19 protein-coding genes are annotated in these 21,911 nt (G+C 41.1%); 15 read left to right on the forward strand and 4 right to left on the reverse strand.

Going from position 1 to position 21,911, the window contains the following annotated elements:
* Positions 1–7 precede the first annotated feature (7 nt).
* The 3 genes from J3L16_RS02875 to argA are packed head-to-tail and all read left to right on the forward strand — an operon-like array spanning position 8 to position 3,931.
* Positions 8–1,219 carry an argininosuccinate synthase gene (locus J3L16_RS02875; RefSeq protein WP_207611379.1) on the forward strand — a complete coding sequence of 404 codons (1,212 nt, stop codon included), beginning with the start codon at positions 8–10 and terminating at the stop codon, positions 1,217–1,219.
* The gene (gene argH / locus J3L16_RS02880) at positions 1,219–2,595 is read left to right on the forward strand and encodes an argininosuccinate lyase (protein ID WP_207611380.1); all 1,377 of its coding nucleotides are present in this window, start codon (positions 1,219–1,221) and stop codon (positions 2,593–2,595) included. Before J3L16_RS02875 ends, argH begins: the two co-directional genes overlap by 1 nt.
* Positions 2,596–2,611: 16 nt before the next feature.
* Positions 2,612–3,931: an amino-acid N-acetyltransferase gene (gene argA, locus J3L16_RS02885; protein ID WP_207611381.1), complete on the forward strand. Its 1,320-nt coding sequence runs from the start codon at positions 2,612–2,614 to the stop codon at positions 3,929–3,931.
* A gap of 394 nt (positions 3,932–4,325) precedes the next feature.
* Here argA and J3L16_RS02890 read toward each other — a convergent pair whose 3' ends face one another.
* From J3L16_RS02890 to J3L16_RS02905, 4 genes are all read right to left on the reverse strand, one after another.
* Positions 4,326–5,297 carry a nucleoside hydrolase gene (locus tag J3L16_RS02890; RefSeq protein WP_207611382.1) on the reverse strand — a complete coding sequence of 324 codons (972 nt, stop codon included), beginning with the start codon at positions 5,295–5,297 and terminating at the stop codon, positions 4,326–4,328.
* Positions 5,298–5,373: 76 nt separating this feature from the next.
* Positions 5,374–6,111 (reverse strand): fumarate/nitrate reduction transcriptional regulator Fnr, encoded by a 738-nt coding sequence (fnr, locus tag J3L16_RS02895; protein WP_207611383.1) that lies wholly within the window; start codon positions 6,109–6,111, stop codon positions 5,374–5,376.
* Positions 6,112–6,276: 165 nt separating this feature from the next.
* Positions 6,277–7,968 (reverse strand): NAD-dependent malic enzyme, encoded by a 1,692-nt coding sequence (locus J3L16_RS02900; RefSeq protein ID WP_207611384.1) that lies wholly within the window; start codon positions 7,966–7,968, stop codon positions 6,277–6,279.
* An 18-nt stretch (positions 7,969–7,986) separates the two neighbouring features.
* Positions 7,987–10,578 carry a penicillin-binding protein 1A gene (locus tag J3L16_RS02905; protein WP_207611385.1) on the reverse strand — a complete coding sequence of 864 codons (2,592 nt, stop codon included), beginning with the start codon at positions 10,576–10,578 and terminating at the stop codon, positions 7,987–7,989.
* A gap of 136 nt (positions 10,579–10,714) precedes the next feature.
* Here J3L16_RS02905 and pilM point away from each other — a divergent pair, with 136 nt between their 5' ends.
* From pilM to J3L16_RS02965, 12 genes are all read left to right on the forward strand, one after another.
* Positions 10,715–11,779 (forward strand): type IV pilus assembly protein PilM, encoded by a 1,065-nt coding sequence (pilM, locus tag J3L16_RS02910; protein WP_207611386.1) that lies wholly within the window; start codon positions 10,715–10,717, stop codon positions 11,777–11,779.
* Positions 11,767–12,336: a PilN domain-containing protein gene (locus J3L16_RS02915; RefSeq protein ID WP_207611387.1), complete on the forward strand. Its 570-nt coding sequence runs from the start codon at positions 11,767–11,769 to the stop codon at positions 12,334–12,336. Before pilM ends, J3L16_RS02915 begins: the two co-directional genes overlap by 13 nt.
* On the forward strand, positions 12,333–12,956 hold the full coding sequence (locus tag J3L16_RS02920; RefSeq protein ID WP_207611388.1) for a type 4a pilus biogenesis protein PilO: 624 nt from the start codon (positions 12,333–12,335) through the stop codon (positions 12,954–12,956). The genes J3L16_RS02915 and J3L16_RS02920 overlap by 4 nt, the downstream gene beginning before the upstream one ends.
* Positions 12,957–13,493, forward strand: a complete 537-nt coding sequence (locus tag J3L16_RS02925) for a pilus assembly protein PilP (protein WP_207611389.1) — start codon at positions 12,957–12,959, stop codon at positions 13,491–13,493.
* On the forward strand, positions 13,486–15,243 hold the full coding sequence (locus tag J3L16_RS02930) for a type IV pilus secretin PilQ family protein (RefSeq protein WP_207611390.1): 1,758 nt from the start codon (positions 13,486–13,488) through the stop codon (positions 15,241–15,243). The genes J3L16_RS02925 and J3L16_RS02930 overlap by 8 nt, the downstream gene beginning before the upstream one ends.
* A 242-nt stretch (positions 15,244–15,485) precedes the next feature.
* Positions 15,486–16,001, forward strand: coding sequence for a shikimate kinase AroK (aroK, locus tag J3L16_RS02935; protein ID WP_207611391.1), 516 nt, complete (start codon positions 15,486–15,488; stop codon positions 15,999–16,001).
* Positions 16,002–16,020: 19 nt separating this feature from the next.
* The gene (aroB, locus tag J3L16_RS02940) at positions 16,021–17,088 is read left to right on the forward strand and encodes a 3-dehydroquinate synthase (RefSeq protein WP_207611392.1); all 1,068 of its coding nucleotides are present in this window, start codon (positions 16,021–16,023) and stop codon (positions 17,086–17,088) included.
* A gap of 15 nt (positions 17,089–17,103) precedes the next feature.
* Positions 17,104–18,408, forward strand: coding sequence for an SPOR domain-containing protein (locus tag J3L16_RS02945; RefSeq protein WP_207611393.1), 1,305 nt, complete (start codon positions 17,104–17,106; stop codon positions 18,406–18,408).
* Positions 18,409–18,425: 17 nt separating this feature from the next.
* The gene (locus J3L16_RS02950) at positions 18,426–19,316 is read left to right on the forward strand and encodes a Dam family site-specific DNA-(adenine-N6)-methyltransferase (protein WP_207611394.1); all 891 of its coding nucleotides are present in this window, start codon (positions 18,426–18,428) and stop codon (positions 19,314–19,316) included.
* Positions 19,317–19,605: 289 nt separating this feature from the next.
* Positions 19,606–20,277: a ribulose-phosphate 3-epimerase gene (gene rpe / locus J3L16_RS02955; RefSeq protein ID WP_207611395.1), complete on the forward strand. Its 672-nt coding sequence runs from the start codon at positions 19,606–19,608 to the stop codon at positions 20,275–20,277.
* A gap of 2 nt (positions 20,278–20,279) precedes the next feature.
* Positions 20,280–21,281: a tryptophan--tRNA ligase gene (gene trpS / locus J3L16_RS02960; protein ID WP_207611396.1), complete on the forward strand. Its 1,002-nt coding sequence runs from the start codon at positions 20,280–20,282 to the stop codon at positions 21,279–21,281.
* Between the two features lie 23 nt (positions 21,282–21,304).
* Positions 21,305–21,898 carry an aminodeoxychorismate/anthranilate synthase component II gene (locus J3L16_RS02965; protein ID WP_207611397.1) on the forward strand — a complete coding sequence of 198 codons (594 nt, stop codon included), beginning with the start codon at positions 21,305–21,307 and terminating at the stop codon, positions 21,896–21,898.
* Positions 21,899–21,911 lie beyond the last annotated feature (13 nt).

The following is a 21,911-nucleotide window of genomic DNA, read 5'->3' on the forward strand; positions in this document are numbered from 1 at the left end:
AAAGTTTATGTCTGATATTAAAAAAGTTGTTCTAGCCTATTCTGGCGGACTAGACACCTCGGCGATCGTGCCGTGGTTAAAAGAAAACTATAACTGTGAAGTTGTTGCTTTTGCCGCTGACGTTGGTCAAGGTGATGAAGAATTAGAAGGTCTTCACGAAAAAGCAATCGCATCAGGTGCATCTGAGTGCCACATTGTTGACTTAAAAGAAGAATTCGTAAAAGAATACATCTATCCAACCATTAAAACTGGTGCGGTATACGAAGGTGAGTATTTATTGGGTACGTCTATGGCTCGCCCTGTTATTGCCAAAGCACAAGTAGAAATAGCACGTAAAGTAGGTGCTGATGCACTCTGCCACGGTTGTACTGGTAAAGGTAACGATCAAGTGCGTTTTGAAGGTACTTTTGCAGCCCTTGCTCCTGAGCTTACGGTTATTGCACCTTGGCGTGAATGGGATATGGTTTCACGAGAAGACTTACTGGCTTATTTAGCAGAACGTGACATCCCAACAACCGCTTCAGCGACTAAAATTTATAGCCGTGATGCAAACGCATGGCATATTTCTCACGAAGGTGGCGAGCTAGAAGATCCGTGGCAAGCACCTACTGACCAAATCTGGACAATGACGGTATCACCAGAGCAAGCACCTGATGCCTCTGAACTCGTGAGTGTGTCATTTGATAAAGGCGAGCTAGTTTCAGTAAACGGTAAAGCCTTATCTCCCTATCAAGCATTAGTAGAACTAAACACCATCGCTGCAGCCCACGGTGTTGGCCGTATCGATATTGTTGAAAACCGTTTAGTAGGAATGAAAAGCCGTGGTTGTTACGAAACACCGGGCGGCACAGTTATTATGAAAGCCTACAAAGCACTAGAAGCACTAGTACTTGATAAAGCGGCACTGAAATACCGTGAACAATTAGGTTTAGAGTTCTCTCATGTAATGTATGACGGCCGTTGGTTTACTCAACTAAGCCAAGCTTTGTTAGCCGGTGCTGAATCGCTAAGTGCAGGTATCACTGGTGATATAGTGATTAAACTATACAAAGGCAATGCTACCGTTGTTCAACGTCAATCACCAAATAGCTTGTATTCAGAAGATTTTGCTACATTTGGAGCAGACGACGTATACGACCAAAAACACGCTGAAGGCTTTATCCGTTTGTTCAGCTTGTCTAGCCGTATTGCGGCAATGAAAGGCGAGGAGTCTAAGTAATGGCTTTGTGGGGTGGACGTTTTAGCCAAGGCAGCAGTGGCCTTTTTCGCCAAGTAAATGATTCTTTACCGTTTGACAACGTCATGGCAGTCGATGACATGACCGGATCTATCGTTTGGTCCCGTGCATTGTTATCAGTGAATGTGCTTACCGCTGATGAACAAAAGCAGTTGGAAGACACGTTGACTGATATGATCGCACAAGTCGAAAACGGTCAGTTAGACGTATCAACCGTAGACGAAGAAGATATTCATTCTGTAGTAGAGGCTCTTCTCACCGAAAAACTAGGTGATATCGGACGAAAACTCCACACAGGTCGCAGCAGAAACGATCAAGTTGCCACAGACTTTAGATTGTGGTGCCGTCGTCATGCTGAAGAGTTGCTAGAAGACTTAAACCATTTAACAAAAAGCTTATTGAACTGCGCAAGCAAATATCAACAGGCGATTTTACCGGGTTATACCCATTTGCAGCGGGCTCAGCCTGTTTTATGGCCCCATTGGTGCTTAGCCTATGTTGAAATGTTTAATCGCGATATTTCTCGCTTAACCGATGCTATAAAACGTTTAAACCAATGTCCTTTAGGCAGTGGCGCTCTAGCCGGTACCACCTACCCTGTAGATCGCCATCAAATTGCATCAGATTTAGGCTTTGACGGACCTTGCTTGAACAGTTTAGACGCGGTTTCAGACCGAGATTTCGTACTGGACCTTTTGTATTGTGCCAGTACCAGCATGATGCACATGTCTCGCATGGCAGAAGATTTAATTTTCTATAACACAGGTGAAGCTGGGTTTATGCAGCTAGGCGATACAGTGACCTCGGGTTCTTCGCTTATGCCGCAGAAAAAAAACCCCGATGCACTAGAGCTAATGCGAGGCAAATGTGGTCGTGTATTCGGCCACCTGCAAGGTATGTTAGTTACCCTTAAAGGCCTTCCTCTTGCGTATAACAAAGACATGCAAGAAGACAAAGAAGGGGTAATGGACGCAGTGACTCAATGGCATATATGTTTACGTATTGCCGCTGACGTTTTAGATAGCGCTAAACTCAATACGGAACGCTGTAAAGAAGCTGCCCAACAAGGTTATTCTAACGCAACTGAGCTAGCGGATTACTTAGTAGAAAAAGGCATTCCATTTAGAACCGCTCATGACATAACGGGCCAGCTCGTGATGTTAGCCATTGAGAAATCTTGCGCACTTGAAGCATTGCCTCTTGCTGATATGCAGTCTGTTAACAGTAATATCGGTGACGATGTATATGCTGTATTAGACATCAACTACGGTATCAGTAAACGCAACGCGTTAGGCGGTACATCGCAAGAAACGGTTAACCAAGCGTTAGACGCGGCACTAAAAGCCCAAGCTAAATAAAGGACTCAGTAACACCATGGCAATGCCTGATTTTTCACAATCACAAAGTGTACGGTTATTTCGCAGCTCAGCGCCTTACATTAATGCCCACAGAGGGAAAACCTTTGTATTAATGTTTGGTGGTGAAGCCTTTGACCATAATAACTTTGCCAATATCATTCACGATATTGCACTGTTAAGCTCTTTGGGTGTTCGCCTGGTGTTGGTACATGGCGCCCGTCCACAAATTGATGAACGTGTTGCGTTACGCAATATGGTGTCTCGGTTTATTGATGGCGTACGTGTTACTGATAAGCCCACATTAGAAGCGGTAAAAGATGCTGCAGGTTCAGTAAGAGCACAAATTGAAGCTCTGCTAACCATGGGCTTGCCTAACTCCCCTATGCACGGCGCACAAATTCGCGTTGTGGGTGGCAACCACGTGGTTGCTCAGCCTATGGGAGTTAAGCAAGGGGTTGATTTTGAAAATACCGGTGTAGTCAGACGCATTGACACTGACGCTGTACACGATCATTTAAATGACGGCTCTATAGTTCTGCTGTCACCTATTGGATATTCGCCAACAGGCGAAGTGTTTAATTTAAGCCATGAAGATGTAGCCGCACAAGCAGCCATCGCTCTTGATGCCGACAAATTCATCGCCTTTTCTGAACACGTAGGCGTTTTAAAAAACGATGGGAAATTGCTGCGTAATGTAGAAATCCCTATATTTAATTCCCTTGTACACAACAACGAATTAGAAATAGAAAAAACCGTCAGTTATGCGCTATCCGAAACCGTGAGTGCCGGTATTCCTAGAGCACACTGCGTGAGTTATCAGCAAGATGGGGCATTGTTGCAAGAGTTGTTTACCCGAGATGGCGCTGGTTCGCTTATTTCTCAGCATGATTACGAACAATTGCGCAGTGCAACCATTGACGATGTTGGTGGTATTTTAAAATTAATTAAGCCGTTAGAAGAAAGCGGTATTTTGGTGAAGCGCTCTCGTGAAAGAATAGAACGAGAAATTGAACAATTTATTGTGATAGAAAGAGACGGAATGATCATTGGTTGTGCCGCACTCAATTTTTATCCAAAGGATAATTGTGCCGAGCTCGCCTGCGTGGCAACACACAGAGAATATCGCGGTGGAAACCGTGGTGAACGCATACTAGAAGCCATAAAGTCTCGGACTTTAGCAGAAGGGATAACCCGTTTATTCGTACTGACAACAGTCACCGCACACTGGTTTTTAGAGCAAGGTTTTACACCGGCGAACATCAATTCCCTTCCTCAAGGGAAACAAGAGCTCTACAACTTCCAGCGCAACTCCAAAGTATTTGATATGCAATTGTAGTTGGTTGATGGTGACATAGTCTGTTTGACTGACGCTTTTCATTCATTGTTCGAATATGCCACCACAGCTTTAGATTAAGCTAGCCTTTATTCATGTATCTTTTGAAGAACTAATCAGCTCACATTGAGAGTTCACATTGGCTATATTTACTAAATGTGGATTTTGATTCAATAGTCCATTACTGGATACGAGATTTCCAAACGCAAAAGCTATTGTCAGGTACCAACACCTTTTTAAAACTCTATACTTCAACTCATTAGCGATCTTGATAATTCGTTTTATACGTTTGTGTTTTTTCATAATGCATTACTTCTCATTTGATTTAAATAAGATTTCATATTGTTGAAGTATAATTGAGAAGACAAGTTCAAATGTTGCTAAAGTCAGGATAGTTTTAAAACCTTTCAGGCTGAACTAGAAATTCACCACTTAAATAGTGAACAACCATGGCCTTCACATAATCAACATCCGTTGATTTCAACCAACTTACTGAACTACCCTTTTCTGCATCAAGATAAGTTTGTCCCGCGTTTGGCGTGTTCACGCTAACGGAAATAAGGCTAGTTTCAATAGTCATTTTATCTTCCGGTATGGTTAACACTGCCGTAGACAATATATCCCATAAAAAATAGGTAAATTCATAGGATGGAATAGCCGTTGTGGTTGCAGCCCAAAACTGACCTACCAAATCGGAAACAGGCGTATTTTTTTCTGCTAGTGTGTGTAGCAATGACCTATCAACAGGAAAGGCATTGGTCGCATCTAAAGGCACCATACACACCTTTACACCGCAAGATAATAGCTCTTTTGTTGCCTGAGGATGCCAGTAAGCATTCCATTCAGCGGAGCGGTTATGGTCGTGCATGGCAACGTTACCGTTGACTTCAACAGCACCACCCATCCATACTACCTTCTCTACTTTCTCAATCAAATCAGGTCGTTCTTTCAAAGCTTGAGCGAGGTTAGACGCAGGCCCGGTCATTAAAACTGTTACGGGTTTATCACTTTGCTCTAATTGTTTTTGAATAAACACATGAGCAGGATCTGTACTAACCGGCACGTCCGTTTCATCAGTACGCAGCATGACAGGCATAGCGTGACACATCTTAGGCTGAGCTCGCCATTCAGGTGGAAAAGGGTTCGGACCCGCTATGGTTCCTTCGCTAACAGGTACATGACTATTCCCTGTCATCGCCAGCAATTTTCTGGAGCTGATTACCGCGTCATCGGCATAACAATCGGCAGGCGTAATAGTTACCCCTAACAAGTTGATGTTAGGCATACGCACAAGTAATAAAAGAGAAAGTAAATCGTCTATTCCCCCGTCGTGATCAAATAATACAGGGCGACATTGTTCGCTTTTCATAAAGTACAACTTCCTTCTTTGATGAAATATTAAAAGTAATTTAGTGAACAGAATCCGCTACAGCAATAGCGAATCGTCATGAAACTTTAGCGAGGGATCTCAACGCCTGCATATCGGTGATGATTATGTCTTTCATTTTGATCGTAACAAGCTTCTTTTTTTGGAAATGACTGAGAATACGACTGACTGTTTCTATTGTCACCCCCAAATAACTCGCCATATCTGTGCGAGACATTGGTAAACGGAAATCTGTACCCGATAGCTGACGGCGGTGATTTCTAGACGAAATACTAATTAATAATGCTGCCACTCGTTCTTCGGCAGTACTTGTACTTAAATGAGTAATAAGCGACTGCTCAGAAGCAATTTCTTGACCTAGAACTTGGAAAATGTGTCGCTGGAGACTAGGTATTTTTATTGTCAGCTCTTCTAGTCTCGAAAATGGAATTTCACAGATTGCTGACGTTTCTAGTGCAACTGCAGAGTTAGTATGTATATTATTGCCTAAACCATCTAAACCGAAAATTTCTCCAGGCAAATAAAAACCTGTCACTTGCTCTTGCCCATCAACAGTTACATTTACTGTCTTCAAGCTTCCAGATCTCACCGCATAAATAGCACTAAAACGCTCGCCTAGGTGGAAAACAGCATCCCCTTTACCAATAGGCCTCTTACGTTTAATAATGGCATCTAATTTATCAATTTCATTGATTTGCAAACTGATGGGTAGACAAAGCTGATTTAAACGACAATTTTCACATGAGGTCTTATTATTAAAATGGCATGAAATAACGTTAGAAGGTAAATGAGCCATATCGCCTGTATACAGTAAATGAATGATGCTTTATTAACATGATAATAGACTATTCCTTTACTTAGGATCAAACAGAATAGAATAACTTCCGCTAATATAATCTAGTTTCAAAAAAATTTTCGGAATTAGAGACTCACATTAATAAATATGAGTCTCTCTAAAAAATTAAATACTGACACGTTTATAAGGTCGGTATTCTGCTAGCCAAAATGTGGACTCAATTTTATCACGCAGTTTTTCGTCAGAAATAGGTAACGCCAAGCCTTCATCAATTGCAACTTTACCTACGGCAAACGCAATTTCTTTACTGAGCTGAGCTATGTTACCTAAACTTGGCAGCAACTCCCCTTTTCCCAAATTAGCCAGAGGCGAGCTATCAGCCAAGGCGTTACTCGCAGCCATTAGCATATCATCACTAATTAACTTAGCCTTAGATGCCAGTACACCTAAACCTATGCCAGGGAATATGTAACTGTTATTACATTGCGCTACTGTAAAGGTTTCACCTTTATATTCTACTGGTTGAAAAGGGCTTCCCGTTGCAATCACTACATTTCCATCTGTCCATTCAATAACTTGCTCGGGACGGGCTTCGACTTGTCTCGACGGGTTACTTAATGGAAAAATAATAGGCTGTTTACAGTGCTTGCTCATATTGCGCACAACTTCTTCTGTAAACAGTCCAGCCTGACCTGAAACGCCAATAAGGATATCCGGTTTGGCGCAGTTAACCACATCGTTCAAACTGGCATATTCACCACTAAAAGACCATTCTATTAAGTCATCTTTATTTTGCTGTAACGCTTGTTGGAAGTCTCGTAATTCTTCCATTCCTTCTGTCACTAAACCATGGCGATCAATCATGAACACCTGTTTACGTGCTTCGGAATCATCTAAGCCTTCTTTCACCATTTGTTGGATGAGCATTTCAGCAATACCACAACCAGCCGATCCTGCACCGACAAACACCACTTTCATAGTCGAAAGCTTACGGCATTTCACTTTACACGCAGCAAGTATAGTCCCTAGAGTGACCGCTGCCGTGCCTTGAATATCATCATTAAAACAACAAATTTCTTCTCTGTAGCGTCTCAATATTGGCATTGCATTGGGTTGTGCAAAATCTTCAAACTGCACCATAACTTCTGGCCAACGTTTACGGGCAGCACGAATGAAAGTGTCTACAAACTCATTGTATTCGTTGCCTGTAATACGGGGGTGCCTTGACCCCATGTACATAGGATCATTTAACAACTTTTCATTGTTTGTTCCCACATCAAGCATCACAGGCATAGTGTAGGCAGGGCTAATACCGCCACAAGCTGTGTATAAGCTCAGCTTTCCAATAGGAATGCCCATGCCACCAATTCCCTGATCTCCTAAACCTAATATGCGTTCACCATCAGTAACCACAATGACTTTTACTTTCTGCTTAGTGGCATTACGTAAAATATCATCAATTTGATGGCGATTTTCATAGGAAATAAATAGGCCTCGCGAACTGCGATAGATATCAGAAAATTGTTCGCAAGCATCCCCTACTGTTGGCGTGTAAATGATAGGCATCATTTCATCGATATGATCGTGAATCAATCGATAAAAAAGAGTTTCATTGGTGTCTTGAATCGCTCTCAAATAGATATGCTTATTGAGTGTTTCTTCGAAGCTACAGTATTGCATGTAGGCTCGCTCTACTTGCTCATCTATTGTTTCGTATCTCGGTGGAAGCAAACCGTTTAGATTAAATGCTTCTCTTTCTCTGGAAGTAAAGGCACTACCTTTATTAAGTAATGGAGTTTCTAATAGTGCCGGACCTGCATGAGGTATATATAAAAACTGATTATTATTTTTTGACATTTTATCCTCATTTACACGTTAAAAGATATCATCCGACTCTTCGGTTTTCTGATCGCCAAGGGTGGCAGGATCAATAATATCTTCTTCTTTTACAAACTGCGAAGGCTCAGTGCCACGACGAAAGTACTCAAACAGTGTGGTATGGTCACTGCGTCTAGTCAAGAAGCCACTATTTCTATCAACGCGTACCTGAACAATATCTTCTGGCACAATTAAAGGCTGGTTCGGTTTATCAGCTAACACTTGTTGCATAAAGCGAATCCATGCAGGTTGCGCTGCTTTAGCACCGTCTTCCGATCCAATTAGACCATTCCCAACCCAATTAAATTTCTCAGGGTTTCGATTTACAATATTTTGGTTTCTTGTTGCCCTGCCTAATTGACGACTTGGGTCGTCAAACCCCACCCAAGAGGTTGCCACTAGGTTATGAGTAAAGCCACTAAACCAAGTGTCTTTAGCGTCATTTGTTGTCCCTGTTTTTCCACCTATATCTGTGCGACCTAATATATTTCTAGCGCGCCATCCGGTCCCTAACCAATACGTTTTCTTATTCCAATTTCCATTTGCTCTTACTGCCGTACGCATCATATCAGCCACTAAAAATGCTGTTTGCGGTGAAATAACCTGAGGTGCTGGTATTCGCTCATCCGCACTTGCTTCAAAGCTAACACCTTCAAGCTCCGCTGCTAATTGAGCTTCTATATCTTGAACTGTTTCAACTTGGTTGCACGGGTTACAAGCCTCTACGGGGTTTGCTTTCCACAATTCTTCACCCAGCTCATTTTCGATATGAGAAATAAAATGAGGATTAACTAGAAACCCTCCATTAGCAATAACACTCATTGCTCTAACAACTTCCAAAGGAGTATGGGAGCCTGAACCAAGAGACAGGGTTTCATCCCTTGGAATTTCATCCCTAAGAAAACCGAAATTCGTTAAGTAATCTACAGTTCGATCAAGACCAACGCCTCTTAGCAGTCGAATTGAAACGACGTTTTTCGATCGTCCCAGAGCCTTTCGCATGCGTATTGGGCCGTCGTATTCATTAGGAGAATTTTGTGGGCGCCATGCCACACCGCTCCGAGCATTCCACTGGTTAATTGGCGCATCGTTGATCACACTCGCAACGGTATACCCGTTGTCTAATGCCGCAGCATAGACAAAGGGTTTTACATTTGAGCCAATTTGCCTTTTAGCTTGAGTAACACGGTTAAATTGACTCTGATAATAATTATACCCTCCAACAACAGCTTGCACTGCTCCATTCCGTGGGTCAATCGCCACAAAAGCACCGCTTACACTAGGTAATTGTGAAAGGCGCCATTGTCCTTCTTGTTGACGTATCCAAACAATCGCCCCTTCTCTCAAGATATCGTCAGCTTGTTTAGGTGCATTTCCTTGTCGACTGTCAGTAATGTATTCTCTCGCCCAATCAAGGCCTTCCCATGAAATTGTGATCCGCTCTCCTGAGCCCACTAAAACGTCAATACTTAGCTCATCAACCTGAGTCACTATTCCAGAAACAAGTGGAGTTATGTTTTGAACGGCTTGTAAGTATTCTATGATTTCGTCATCAGGTGGTACCTCAATGATCGTTTGCTCATCCTCGTTGTTCTCGTCTTCAATTGGCGCATTCCAAAGGTATCCAATCGGCCCACGATAACCATGTCGTTCATCATAATCGTGTAAGTTTCGAATAGTCGCTTGTTGTGCTGCTAACTGCATAGATGAAGTCGCTGTCGAGAAAACTTGGTACCCCCCAGTTTCAGCTTCTTCTTTACCATATATGCCAACCATTTCTGTGTAGATAATATCTGCTAAGTAGGGCGCATCTACTTCTATTTCAGCACCGTGGCGCTTTGCCGTTACAGGTGCATTTAACGCTTGAGTGAATTGTTCACGATCAATAAAGCCTTCATCTAGCATTCTCAATAAAACAATTCTTCTTCGCTGTTTAGATCGCTCTGGCCGGCTAATCGGATTCAACACCGAAGGCGCTTGAGGTAAACCCGCTATTGTGGCAATTTGAGCTAGGGTTAATTCTTTTAGAGGCTTTCCATAATAAACTTGGGCAGCCGCACCAACCCCAAATGAGCGATGACCTAATTCAACTTTGTTCAAATAAAGTTCGAGAATTTCATCTTTACTTAGCTCACTTTCCATATGCAACGCAATAAAAATTTCTTTTATTTTTCTTATGTAAGTTTTTTCTCTAGATAAGAAAAAACCACGTGCCAACTGCATTGAAAGGGTACTTGCGCCTTGTTGTTTTTCGCCAGTGATGAGGAGATTAATTACGGCCCGAGTTAAACCAATAGGATCTATACCGACATGCTGATAAAAACGACTATCTTCAGTTGCAATAATCGCCTGAATTAACTGCTCTGGCACTTCGTCGAGTTTTACAGGAATTCGTCTTTTAACACCGTATTGCGACACAAGCTTGCCATCATGAGTATAAATACGCATGGGCGTTTGTAATCGAACTTCTTTTAATACATCTACACTAGGTAAATCCGGTTCTATGTATCGATACAAGCCAAAAAGTGCAGCCAAACCAATCACAAAACTTATCAGTGTAAAAATAAAAATCGCTTTTAAATACTTCACAAAATTGACGAATGCCGTGTAATGTTGCCAGAATGGTATATTCTATACTTACAGTTGGTTAAAAAAACTAAAAAGTTCGAAAAAATCCAAATTATATAGACTTGAACTATCCTAAGTAAAAAAGAGCGGTATTTATATGAAAGGATTGCTGTCCAAGAAAGTTCCATTGATGATTGGCCTCGATATAGGGACCCGTTTTATAAAAGCTGTGGTAATCGAGAAGAAGAAAGACGAATACACTGTTCACTCAGCGGTCTGCGAACCTATACATAAAGAAGCCTTTGCTGAAAGAGAAATAAAAGATTTCGAAGCGGTTAGCTTAGCCCTTAGGAAGGTCCAAAAATCTTTGAGAACAAAGCTCAAAGACGTTGTAATTGGGGTGTCTGGGTCGTCAGTTATCAGCAAAATTGTATATATGAATCCCGGTCAAACTGATTTTGAATTAGAGTCACAAATTGAGATCGAAGCAGATAGCCTTATTCCTTATCCACTAGAAGAAGTTTATCTCGACTTTGAAGAACTTGGGCCAAGTAATACCCATGTTGGGAAAGTTAATATTCTACTCAGTGCAGCACACAAAGATATTGTTGATAGCCGCTTAACTTTAGTCAGAGAAATTCCATTTGAACCTAGGGTTGTCGATGTAGAAGGTTATGCTTTAGGTAATGCAATATCCCATTTCTATGACAAATCATATTCAGGTCAAATATGTTGCATAAATTTAGGCGCTTCAGCATTGCAAGTTAGTGTAGTTAAAGACAATGAAGTCCTATATTCCAAAGAACATAATTTTGGGATGAATATGCTACTACAAGATATATCCATGATGCATATGATGGAAAAACAAGATGTTGAAAAAGGGTTAATCGATGGTTCTTTATCAGATTCTTGGAAGACAGATACGCTACCTATTTTCCTTGCTAATTGTCAGCAGCAAATAAACCGCGCAATACAAATGTACACAACAACAACACATTCACCTCCCCCAGAAAAGATGCTACTTACTGGCGGTGGTGCTTGCATTCCAGAATTAGTAAGCGCATTGGATAAAGAGCTAGATATGGAAGTGAGTGCCTTTAATCCCTTTAAAAATATTGCTATTGGTAAAAACATTAATACAGAGCTAGTGAATAGTTTAGCCCCTCAATTCTGTATTGCCGCAGGTTTAGCTACGAGGAGTTTTTCACCATGGCACATGTAAATTTATTGCCTTGGCGAGAGTCTCTTCGCCAGAAAAAAAAGCAAGATTATTTAGTCATTCTGGCAAGCACTGCTATTATTTGTACAACAATATTCTGGTTAATTGGGCAAGCGATTGACCAACAAATTGGTAACCAAAATGCGCGAAACCAATTTTTACAAACAGAAATTGCCCGTCTAGATGCAATCATTGGAGAAATCCAAAAAGTTAAAGATAGTAAAGAAGAAATTGAAAAACGCATGTCGCTTATTGAGCAACTGCAGCTTAGTCGAAACCTAACTCCAATTATTATGGATGAGTTGGTTAGGCTTATTCCAAATGGCGTATCTTTTGTAAAAATGCAACGCAGCGAAAACAATATTGAAATTGACGGTGTTAGCGATTCCAACAATCGCCTTTCTGAATTCATGAGACAACTAGATAACAGCAAAGTATTTATTAATCCTGAATTATCGTCAATTGTTGCAGATACCAGCGCAAGCGATGCAGTGAGCACATTCAGATTAACAGTAAGGCTCAATAACAATGCCCATGTTGAGAAGGAGCAAGCTCAGTGAAGTTTGATGTAAAAAAGCTAAAAGAGCTCAACGAATTAGACTTCGAGCAAGCAGCAATTTGGCCTTTTGAAGTAAAGGTCGTTGTCGCTTTATTTGTAGCTATTGTAGTGGGTGCACTAAGTTATTATTTAATAGTGACTCCCAAATTACCTAACTTAGAAGCCGCCGAACTGCAAGAAAGTGAGCTCAAGCTGAAGTTTGAAGCGAAATCTCGAATCGCGAGTAACCTCGCTGGTTACCAAGAACAATTACGCAGCATAGAAGAAGACTTTTCTACTATGTTAAAATCGTTGCCAACAAGTAATGAGACTCCTGGCCTTTTAGACGATATAACCTACGCAGGAACGAGCTCAGGCTTAACATTTAAATTATTGAATTGGCAACAAGAAGTACCTAAAGAATTTTATACTGAACTGCCTATTCGCATAGAGGTATCTGGGACTTATCATGAGTTTGGCGAATTTGTTTCAAAAATGGCAGATCTTCCTCGTATTGTTACAGTTCACAATTTTTCAGTAGCCAAAGCGGGCACTAAGCTATCTTTGGAAATGCAAGCTAAAACTTATCGAACAGCGTCCCGTGATAGTGAACTACTCACTACTTCTGAAGGAGGCCAATAAATGCGTTATCCTCTGATGCTCCTATTGTGTGTCATAGTGACAGCTTGTACGCCAAAACTAGACGACCTTATCGCCTACACCGAGGAAGTTAAAAGTCGGCCTAAAGCAAATGTAGAACCTTATCGAAAATTTCAACCTCAACCTGCTTTCGTTTATACATCAGAAGATAAACGAAGCCCGTTTAACCCAAATGGAAAATCAAATACCTTGGTTGAAACACAAAGTCAGTCAAGCTGCTTACAGCCAAACTTTGACCGAAAAAAGCAACCATTGGAACAGTTTGGTATCGATGCTTTGTCTTTAACCGGAACCTTCACCTCTAATGGAGTTCGTTGGGTATTATTTAGCTCCAACGATGGTGCGTTACACAAAGCAACTCAAGGAAGCAGATTAGGGTTATTTTTTGGAAAAATAATTGCAATTGACGGTTCCAAAGTAACAATAGAAGAACTTGTACCTGATGGCGCTGGATGTTGGCAACGCCAAGAAACAGTCTTGGCAATAAAGTCACGCGTTGGAGAAAACAATAATGTTTAAGCGATATACGTATAATAATTTAATATGCAAAAATGTGGTACGGTGCTTGGTTTCTTTCATTGCACTTTCAGGGATAACGGCAACAGCGCAAGAGACATTATCTCCAGCTCTGGTTGACCCTTATGAAAAAGTGAATAGTGCCTACAACAATACCCTAGACAATATTGACTTTAATCGAAATGCCAATGGCGGCGCAGAGACTAAATTAACCCTTAGTGCTGGTACTGTTAAACCCCAGCTTATTGAAGCTAAAGGCAAAGTAACCCTAACGCTACCCGCCACGGCACTAGCGGAAGATCAGTACGTAGAGTTAGACGTTGTAAATTTTGCAACGCCAGTGTCAAAAATCGAAACATTTCAAGAAGAAACAGCATCCAAAGTCGTTTTTACTTATAGCGGAAATGTCTCAGCAAGATTTATCCAATCTGACAATGAAATTCTTGTTTCTATTACTGAAATAAATCGAGAAATTGAGCAGCAAGCACTGGAACAAGATGCCTATACTGGTTCTCCAATTTCCCTTGATTTTCAAGATGTTCCGGTTAGGCAAGTCTTACAAATTATTGCTCAGGTCAACGGCTTCAACTTAGTCACTACTGACACAGTTTCAGGCAATATTACTATTAGCTTATCCGCAGTGCCTTGGGATCAAGCACTTGATATGATTTTACAAATCAAAGGCCTTGGTAAGAGACTTCAAGGTAACATTTTACTTATCGCGCCTGCAGAAGAACTAACCGCAAGAGAAACCCAAGAACTTGAAGCTAAACAACAAGTAGCTGAATTAGAGTCTTTAAGAACCACAACAATTACTGTGAACTATGCAAAAGCAATAGATTTAGCCAACATTCTAAGCAGTGAAGACGGTGGGATCCTTAGTGGAAGAGGGTCTGTCACAGTAGACGAAAGGACCAATACTATATTACTTCGCGATACACTTGAATCTATTGATGGCGCTAGGGCAATGGTTGAACTACTAGACGTGCCCGTTAAACAAGTGCTCATCGAATCAAGAATGGTCACGGTTAACGACAGCGTAGATGAAGAGCTAGGCGTTCGTTGGGGGTTTACTGGCCAGCAAGATGACTTCGCGACATCGGGCTCCTTAATAGGGGCTGATACTGCAAATACTGGACTCGTGGGGGACTTAGATAATCGCCTTAATGTGAATCTGCCTGTTACAAATGAAAATGCGGGCTTTTTAGCTTTCCAAGTTGCCAGTTTGGCGAACGGTACCATTCTAGATTTAGAACTGTCTGCATTAGAAGCTGAAAATAAAGGCGAAATCATTGCCAGTCCAAGGATCACTGTTGCCAATCAACAAGAAGCTTACATAGAACAAGGTACGGAAATTCCCTTTGTGTCAGCAGCTTCAAGTGGTGCAACAGCGGTTGAATTCAAGAAAGCCGTGTTGAGTTTGTTAGTTACACCACAAATTACACCAGATAATCGAATTATCCTTGATCTAGTCGTTACACAAGATACTCAAGGCGATACTGTTTCCACCTCTACTGGTAACGCAATTGCGATTAATACCCAAGAACTTAGAACCCAAGTTCTGGTAGAAAACGGACAAACAGTTGTGCTTGGTGGTATTTTCCAACAAATTACAACCAGTGATGTAAATAAAATCCCCTTGTTTGGCGACTTACCAGTTGTAGGTGCGTTATTTAGAAATTCATCAAATACGGTTGAAAAAAGAGAATTACTGATTTTCGTTACACCTAAAATAATGACAGAATCATTATAAATGTTGTCTTCGACCATTAATTTTAAAGAAATTAATGGTCGAGTTAATACAAATTTACATATAATACAAACAACAAACTTGCATACCAGCTGCATTACCTGAGATAATCCCGCCCTCGAAAATTTAGCGAGGCTTTTTTGGGTGCTTATCTGCAAGTGTTATAGCAGTGATAAAGCACATAGTCGGGCGGATAAAAACACTGCACATCCCCCTAAACATCAATAGTTGTGATACAAGCAAATATGGCTGAAAAACGTAACATCTTTCTAGTAGGTCCAATGGGCGCCGGTAAAAGTACCATTGGTCGCCACCTAGCAGACGAACTTCATTTAGAATTTTTCGACTCAGACCAAGAAATAGAAAAGCGTACAGGCGCTGACATTAGTTGGATCTTTGATCTTGAAGGCGAAGAAGGTTTCCGTAATAGAGAAGAAACCGTCATTAATGATCTCACTGACATGCAAGGCATCGTTTTAGCAACCGGTGGTGGTTCTATTGTCACTAAAGCTGTTAGAAATAGACTCTCTGCTCGTGGCATTGTGGTTTATCTTCAAACGACAATCGATAAACAAGTTACACGTACACAAAGAGATAAGCGACGTCCTCTTTTGCAAAACGATGATCCAGAAAAAGTATTGCGTGATCTGGCTGACGAACGCAATCCAATGTACGAAGAAGTTGCAGATTATGTTGTTCAAACAGATGACCAATCAGCACGTTCAGTAGCAAATCAAATAATTAGTAAAATCGGCCTTTAATATTTAGGAGTACGCGCCCATGACTAGACTAACCGTAGAGCTAGGGGCGCGAAGCTACCCTATATATATTGGTGAATCAAATCTCGATAAATCAGATCTTTTCACGCAAAATATCTCACATAAAAATCTGGTTATTTTAACCAACGAAACCATCGCTCCCCTGTATTTAGATAAATTAAAAACATCATTGAGCGAATTTAGCGTCAAAGAAATAATCATCCCCGATGGTGAAGAGTACAAAACGCTAACCCAATTAGAGTCTGTCATAGGCGAGATGCTTAAACTTGGTTGCGCCAGAGATACAACTTTAGTTGCTCTAGGTGGCGGTGTAGTGGGCGATTTGTGTGGTTTTGTAGCATCGACTTTTCAGCGAGGTATTCCTTTTGTTCAAATACCGACAACCTTGCTTTCTCAGGTAGACTCATCAGTGGGTGGGAAAACCGCAGTCAATCACGCTTTGGGTAAAAACATGATAGGCGCATTTTATCAGCCTAAAGCCGTTATTATTGACTCAACAACCTTATCAACATTACCAAAGCGAGAATTTGCGGCAGGTATGGCCGAAGTCATTAAATATGGCATCATTTACGATAAGGATTTTTTTAGCTGGCTAGAAAACAATACCAGTGAATTAATTGCACTTAACCCCGAAGCATTAAATTACGCTATACAGCGTTGTTGTGAGATTAAAGCTGAAATTGTAGCTCAAGATGAAAAAGAACACGGCCTACGTGCGCTCTTAAATTTAGGACATACCTTTGGCCATGCCATAGAAGCAGAGATGGGGTATGGCAACTGGTTACACGGCGAAGCCGTCGGTGCAGGTATGGTTATTGCTTGTCAAGTATCAGAACAATTAAATTGGATGACAGCGTCAGAAGTTTGTCGCGCCACCAATTTAATCGACGCATTTAATTTACCGATTTGTGGCCCGAAAAACATGGGCTACGATGACTATTTAAAACACATGCAACACGATAAAAAGGTTCAAGCAGGCGCAATTCGCTTTATTATGCCACAAGGTATTGGTAAAGCCTGTGTCACAAGCGATGTACCTAATGATGTATTAAAAATCGTGTTAAATTAATGACGAGTATTATACGTGGCAGCAAGTTTGCAAGAGAAACTAAACTATTTAGTTAATTATTCATCCCAACTTATATTTGTGGGTGGAGAAACGCTGTCATCACAAACAAAAGCATTAGAGGGCTTTCTTTTTCAGCAGGGAGAAAGCACCGAAATTGCCTATATCGCTGCAGAGCCCAATATGGAAATTAGCGATGTAAGACAACAGTTATGTCATCAGCTTCTAGGTGAAAATTCCCATTTTTACCATCGCCCTTTAAATGAATGCTTAGCCTCGCTAAACAGTTTTGAGGGGCCTGTAATGATAGCCATCACTCGAGCAGAGCGACTACCAAGACAGTTGCTGCAAGAGTTATGGGAACTCGTCCTTCAATCTCGCTTTGCCGGAAACAAACAACACCTAAATGTTATTTTATTCGGTGAAAAACAATGGGCGAAAAAAGCCAAAGGAAAACTCCCCGAGAACAACTCAGGCTCCCCTTTACTTTTGAGTACGCAACAAGCGTCATTGTATCAGGCTGATCACGACACTTTTACTCCCGAAGCTGAAACGCCAGACCCATTCATACCAACTGAGCGCCATCAAGAACAACAAATTGAGCAACGCCCATTGCTGGCAATGGGCGCGTTTTGGGCTGCAGTGGTATTACTTTTATTGTGTGTGCTTATTGGGGTCGCTGTGTGGCAACAAGGTGACAAATTGTCCGCCTTGTTTGCGCCTTTAGATGAACAAGCCTCAGATATTGCAAATGTAATACCTAGCACAACAAAAGTCACTGTAACTCAGTGGGACAATCAAGGGAACACACCATCACGCAACAATGTAATCGAACGAACCAAAGACCCCTTAAATGCTGAAGAGATAATAGACTCAGCAGCAGTGGTTCTAGAAGTTCAACCCGAAACCGCATTGCCTCAACCTCTATTAGAAGTAAAACCAGAGATTGTAAATCAAGAACAGCCTCCATTAGAGGTTGAACAAACTCCTAAGGATGTAATGTTAACAGATACCAAATTGTATCCTTCGGGGCATTTTGTCATTCAATTTGCAGGTTTTAAAAATAAAGATGCGCTTGTGACATTTCGCCGTGAAAATAAACTTGAAGCTATTTCCCTTGTTTACACAACAAAACGATACGGCGGGAATTGGTATGTGCTCACCCACTCTACATTATTCGATTCAACGCTTGAAGCTCGTGAAGCCATTACTACACTGCCCGATTTTGCAAATAAAAATAATGTCTTCATAAAATCGACTGACGATATCATCAAAGAGTTGAGACTCGCTGATGCAACAGATACACTCTCCTCTGCAAAATAATACGCGCAGCGGCAGCATTGAAAACTAAAAAACATCGAGCATTTCTAAAGTGGGCTGGAGGAAAGTACAGCCTCGCTGAAACTATTAATAAAAACTTACCTAAGGCAGATCAACTTGTTGAACCTTTTGTGGGCGCTGGCTCGGTATTTCTTAACACCGATTTCGATAGCTACATATTGAATGATATCAACCCCGATTTAATCTCTCTTTACCAATTCATCCAAAACAAGCCTGCAGAGCTAATAAAGGCAACAAAAGTACTTTTTTGTTCGTCTAACAACCAAGAAAATCAATATTATTTGTTACGCGAAGAATTTAATACAACTCAAGATCCATGGACGAGAGCTGTTCTTTTTCTCTATCTAAACCGACACGGTTACAACGGGTTGTGTAGATATAGCTCAAAAGGACGTTTTAATGTGCCATTTGGGCGTTACAAACGCCCCTATTTCCCTGAAGAAGAAATGTGGTATTTTTCAGAAAAATCAAAGTCTGCGACCTTTACCTGTTTGCCCTTTGAAGACATTTTCAAACAGGCTAGAAAAGGTCAAGTGATCTATTGCGATCCCCCCTACTTCCCTCTAAGTCAATCTGCCTCCTTTACATCATATGCTAAAGCTGGGTTTAACTTCGAGTCACAGTCCAAACTTGCCAATCTCGCAAAAAAAACGGCTTCAGAAACAGGTGTACCTGTATTACTTTCAAACCATGACACGCCAGATGTTAGAAAGCTCTACACGGGAGCGAAAGTTAAAAGTTTCGAAGTAAAAAGAACGATTAGTAGAAATGGTGCTAAACGCACGCGGGTAAAGGAAGTGTTAGCGCTTTTCTCGCCTATTGACCTAAACGAAAAAGTAATTCGACCAAGTCCAAATAATGAAAGTCCGAGGACAAAGACTGTCCTGTAATCCATGAAGTCCAATTAACTTGAGTAGGCTCATTGACAGAACTAACAACCAAAAAAACGCTAACTAACAATAAGCCAATAAAAAAAAGTGACGTTATGCGTCTTTTGTTGCTTAAGGGTAAAGTTTTATTGTGTTCGTTCCTAAACATCGATTTTCCTTTCTAAAAGCGACTTTACTGAATTATAAATCACAATTCTTCATCTGTGTAGTACATTTTTTATCCTCACTCTTTTTTCATACCTTACTTTTCGTTAAACTCCGCGTTTTATAGCATCCATTAAGGCCTTTTATGTCATTTCTAATAGCACCGTCTATCTTATCAGCCGATTTTGCTCGTCTTGGAGAAGACGTTGCTTCGGTGTTAAACGCAGGTGCCGACATAGTTCACTTCGACGTGATGGACAATCACTATGTTCCAAATCTTACTTTTGGCCCTATGATTTGTTCTGCACTGCGAAATTACGGTATTGAGGCTCCTATAGACGTACATTTGATGGTCGAACCGGTAGATGACCTCATCCATTCATTTGCCGATGCTGGTGCGACTTACATTAGCTTTCACCCGGAAGCTTCGAAACACCTTGATAGAAGTATTCAACTCATCATTGATAAAGGTTGTAAGCCAGGTCTGGCATTGAATCCAGGTACACCGCTTAGCGTATTAGATCATGTCATTCACAAGCTCGATTTTGTATTAATCATGTCGGTTAACCCCGGTTTTGGGGGGCAAAAATTTATTCCTCACATGCTTGATAAAATTCGTGAATTGAAGCAATACGCCTTCGACAGACAGGCGAATATTGCGATAGAGGTTGACGGAGGCATAAAAGCAGATAATATCCGCGACGCAGCAGACGCTGGCGCAACAATGTTTGTTGCAGGTTCTGCTATATTCAATGCTGACAATTACACTACTGCTATCTCAGATCTCCGCAATGCCCTGAGTGAGGCTAAGGACTAAAAATGCAAAAACCAATCGTACTCAGTGGCTGCCAACCTTCAGGTCAACTTACTCTCGGAAACTACATGGGCGCACTAAAACAGTGGGTGTCAATGCAAGACACTCACGATTGTTTATACATGATTGTAGATCTTCACGCTATTACAGTTAGACAAGACCCTAGCGCATTACGAGAAGCGTGTTTAGATGGCTTAGCCCTTTATATGGCTTGTGGTATCGACCCAACTAAAAGTACATTGTTTTTACAATCTCATGTGCCAGAACATGCTCAATTAAGCTGGGTACTCAATTGCTATGCGCAAATGGGTGAGCTAAACAGAATGACTCAATTTAAAGATAAGTCAGCTAAAAACGAAAACAATATAAATGTCGGCTTATACAGTTATCCTGTACTTCAAGCTGCCGACATTCTGTTGTATCAAGCCAATCAAGTGCCTGTAGGCGAAGACCAAAAACAGCACTTAGAATTAACGCGTGATATCGCAACTCGATTTAACAATTTGTATGGCGACGTACTCACAATGCCAGAACCTTTTATTCCTAAGCAAGGCGCGCGCATAATGAGCCTTCAGGAACCCGATAAAAAAATGTCTAAATCTGATAGCAATCCCAATAATTTTATCGGTTTATTAGAAGATCCTAAAAAAATAACAAAAAAAATAAAACGCGCGGTTACCGATTCAGATGAGCAAGCCCGCATTTACTATGACGAAAAAGAAAAACAAGGCGTATCTAATTTGTTGTCTTTACTGTCTTTAACAACTGGAAAGTCGATAGACGCACTAGTACCAGAGTATGAAGATAAAATGTATGGCCATTTAAAAGGCGACGTTGCTGATTCTGTTGTCGCCTTGCTTGAACCGATTCAAAAGAAATTCAGTGAATTGCGTTCAGATCGCCAATACTTAGCCGATACAATGAAAGTAGGTGCTGAAAAGGCAAGTTTACGAGCAAATAAAACCCTTGCATCTGTATATGAGTCAGTCGGATTTATTCCCAAATAACAATAACATTAGCGAAATTATACGTGCTACTACTGATTGATAATATTGATTCATTTACTCATAACCTTGCTCGTTATTTCGTAGAATTAGGTGAAACAGTAGAAGTAATAAGTAATGACGCTATATCAATAGACGATATCCGTGCTTTGTCACCTTCTAAATTAGTGTTCAGCCCAGGACCTTGCACCCCCAATGAAGCAGGCATTACTTTGCCTGCAATTAAAACGTTTTCTGGGCAAATCCCAATGTTAGGCGTTTGCCTTGGGCATCAAGCAATAGGGCAAACCTTTGGAGCAAACGTTGCTCATGCCACAGAAATAAGGCATGGTAAAACAAGCCAGTTACAACACAATGGTAGCGGTCTCTTTGAAGGCCTACCAACTCAATATAATGTTACTCGCTATCATTCGCTTGTATTGGAAGAAAGAAACTTCCCAACATGCTTACAACGTGATGCTTGGTGTATTTCTACGGAAGGGAAAAGAGAAATAATGGGTATTTCTCATCGAACTCACCCCACATGGGGTGTACAATTTCATCCTGAATCTTTGTTGACAGAATACGGGTATGACGTATTACGCCAGTTCTTAAAAAAATCGACAATGGCATTAGCGTAAAACATGGTCTTAA

Source organism: Alteromonas sp. 5E99-2 (assembly GCF_017368475.1).
Taxonomy (GTDB): domain Bacteria; phylum Pseudomonadota; class Gammaproteobacteria; order Enterobacterales; family Alteromonadaceae; genus Alteromonas_F.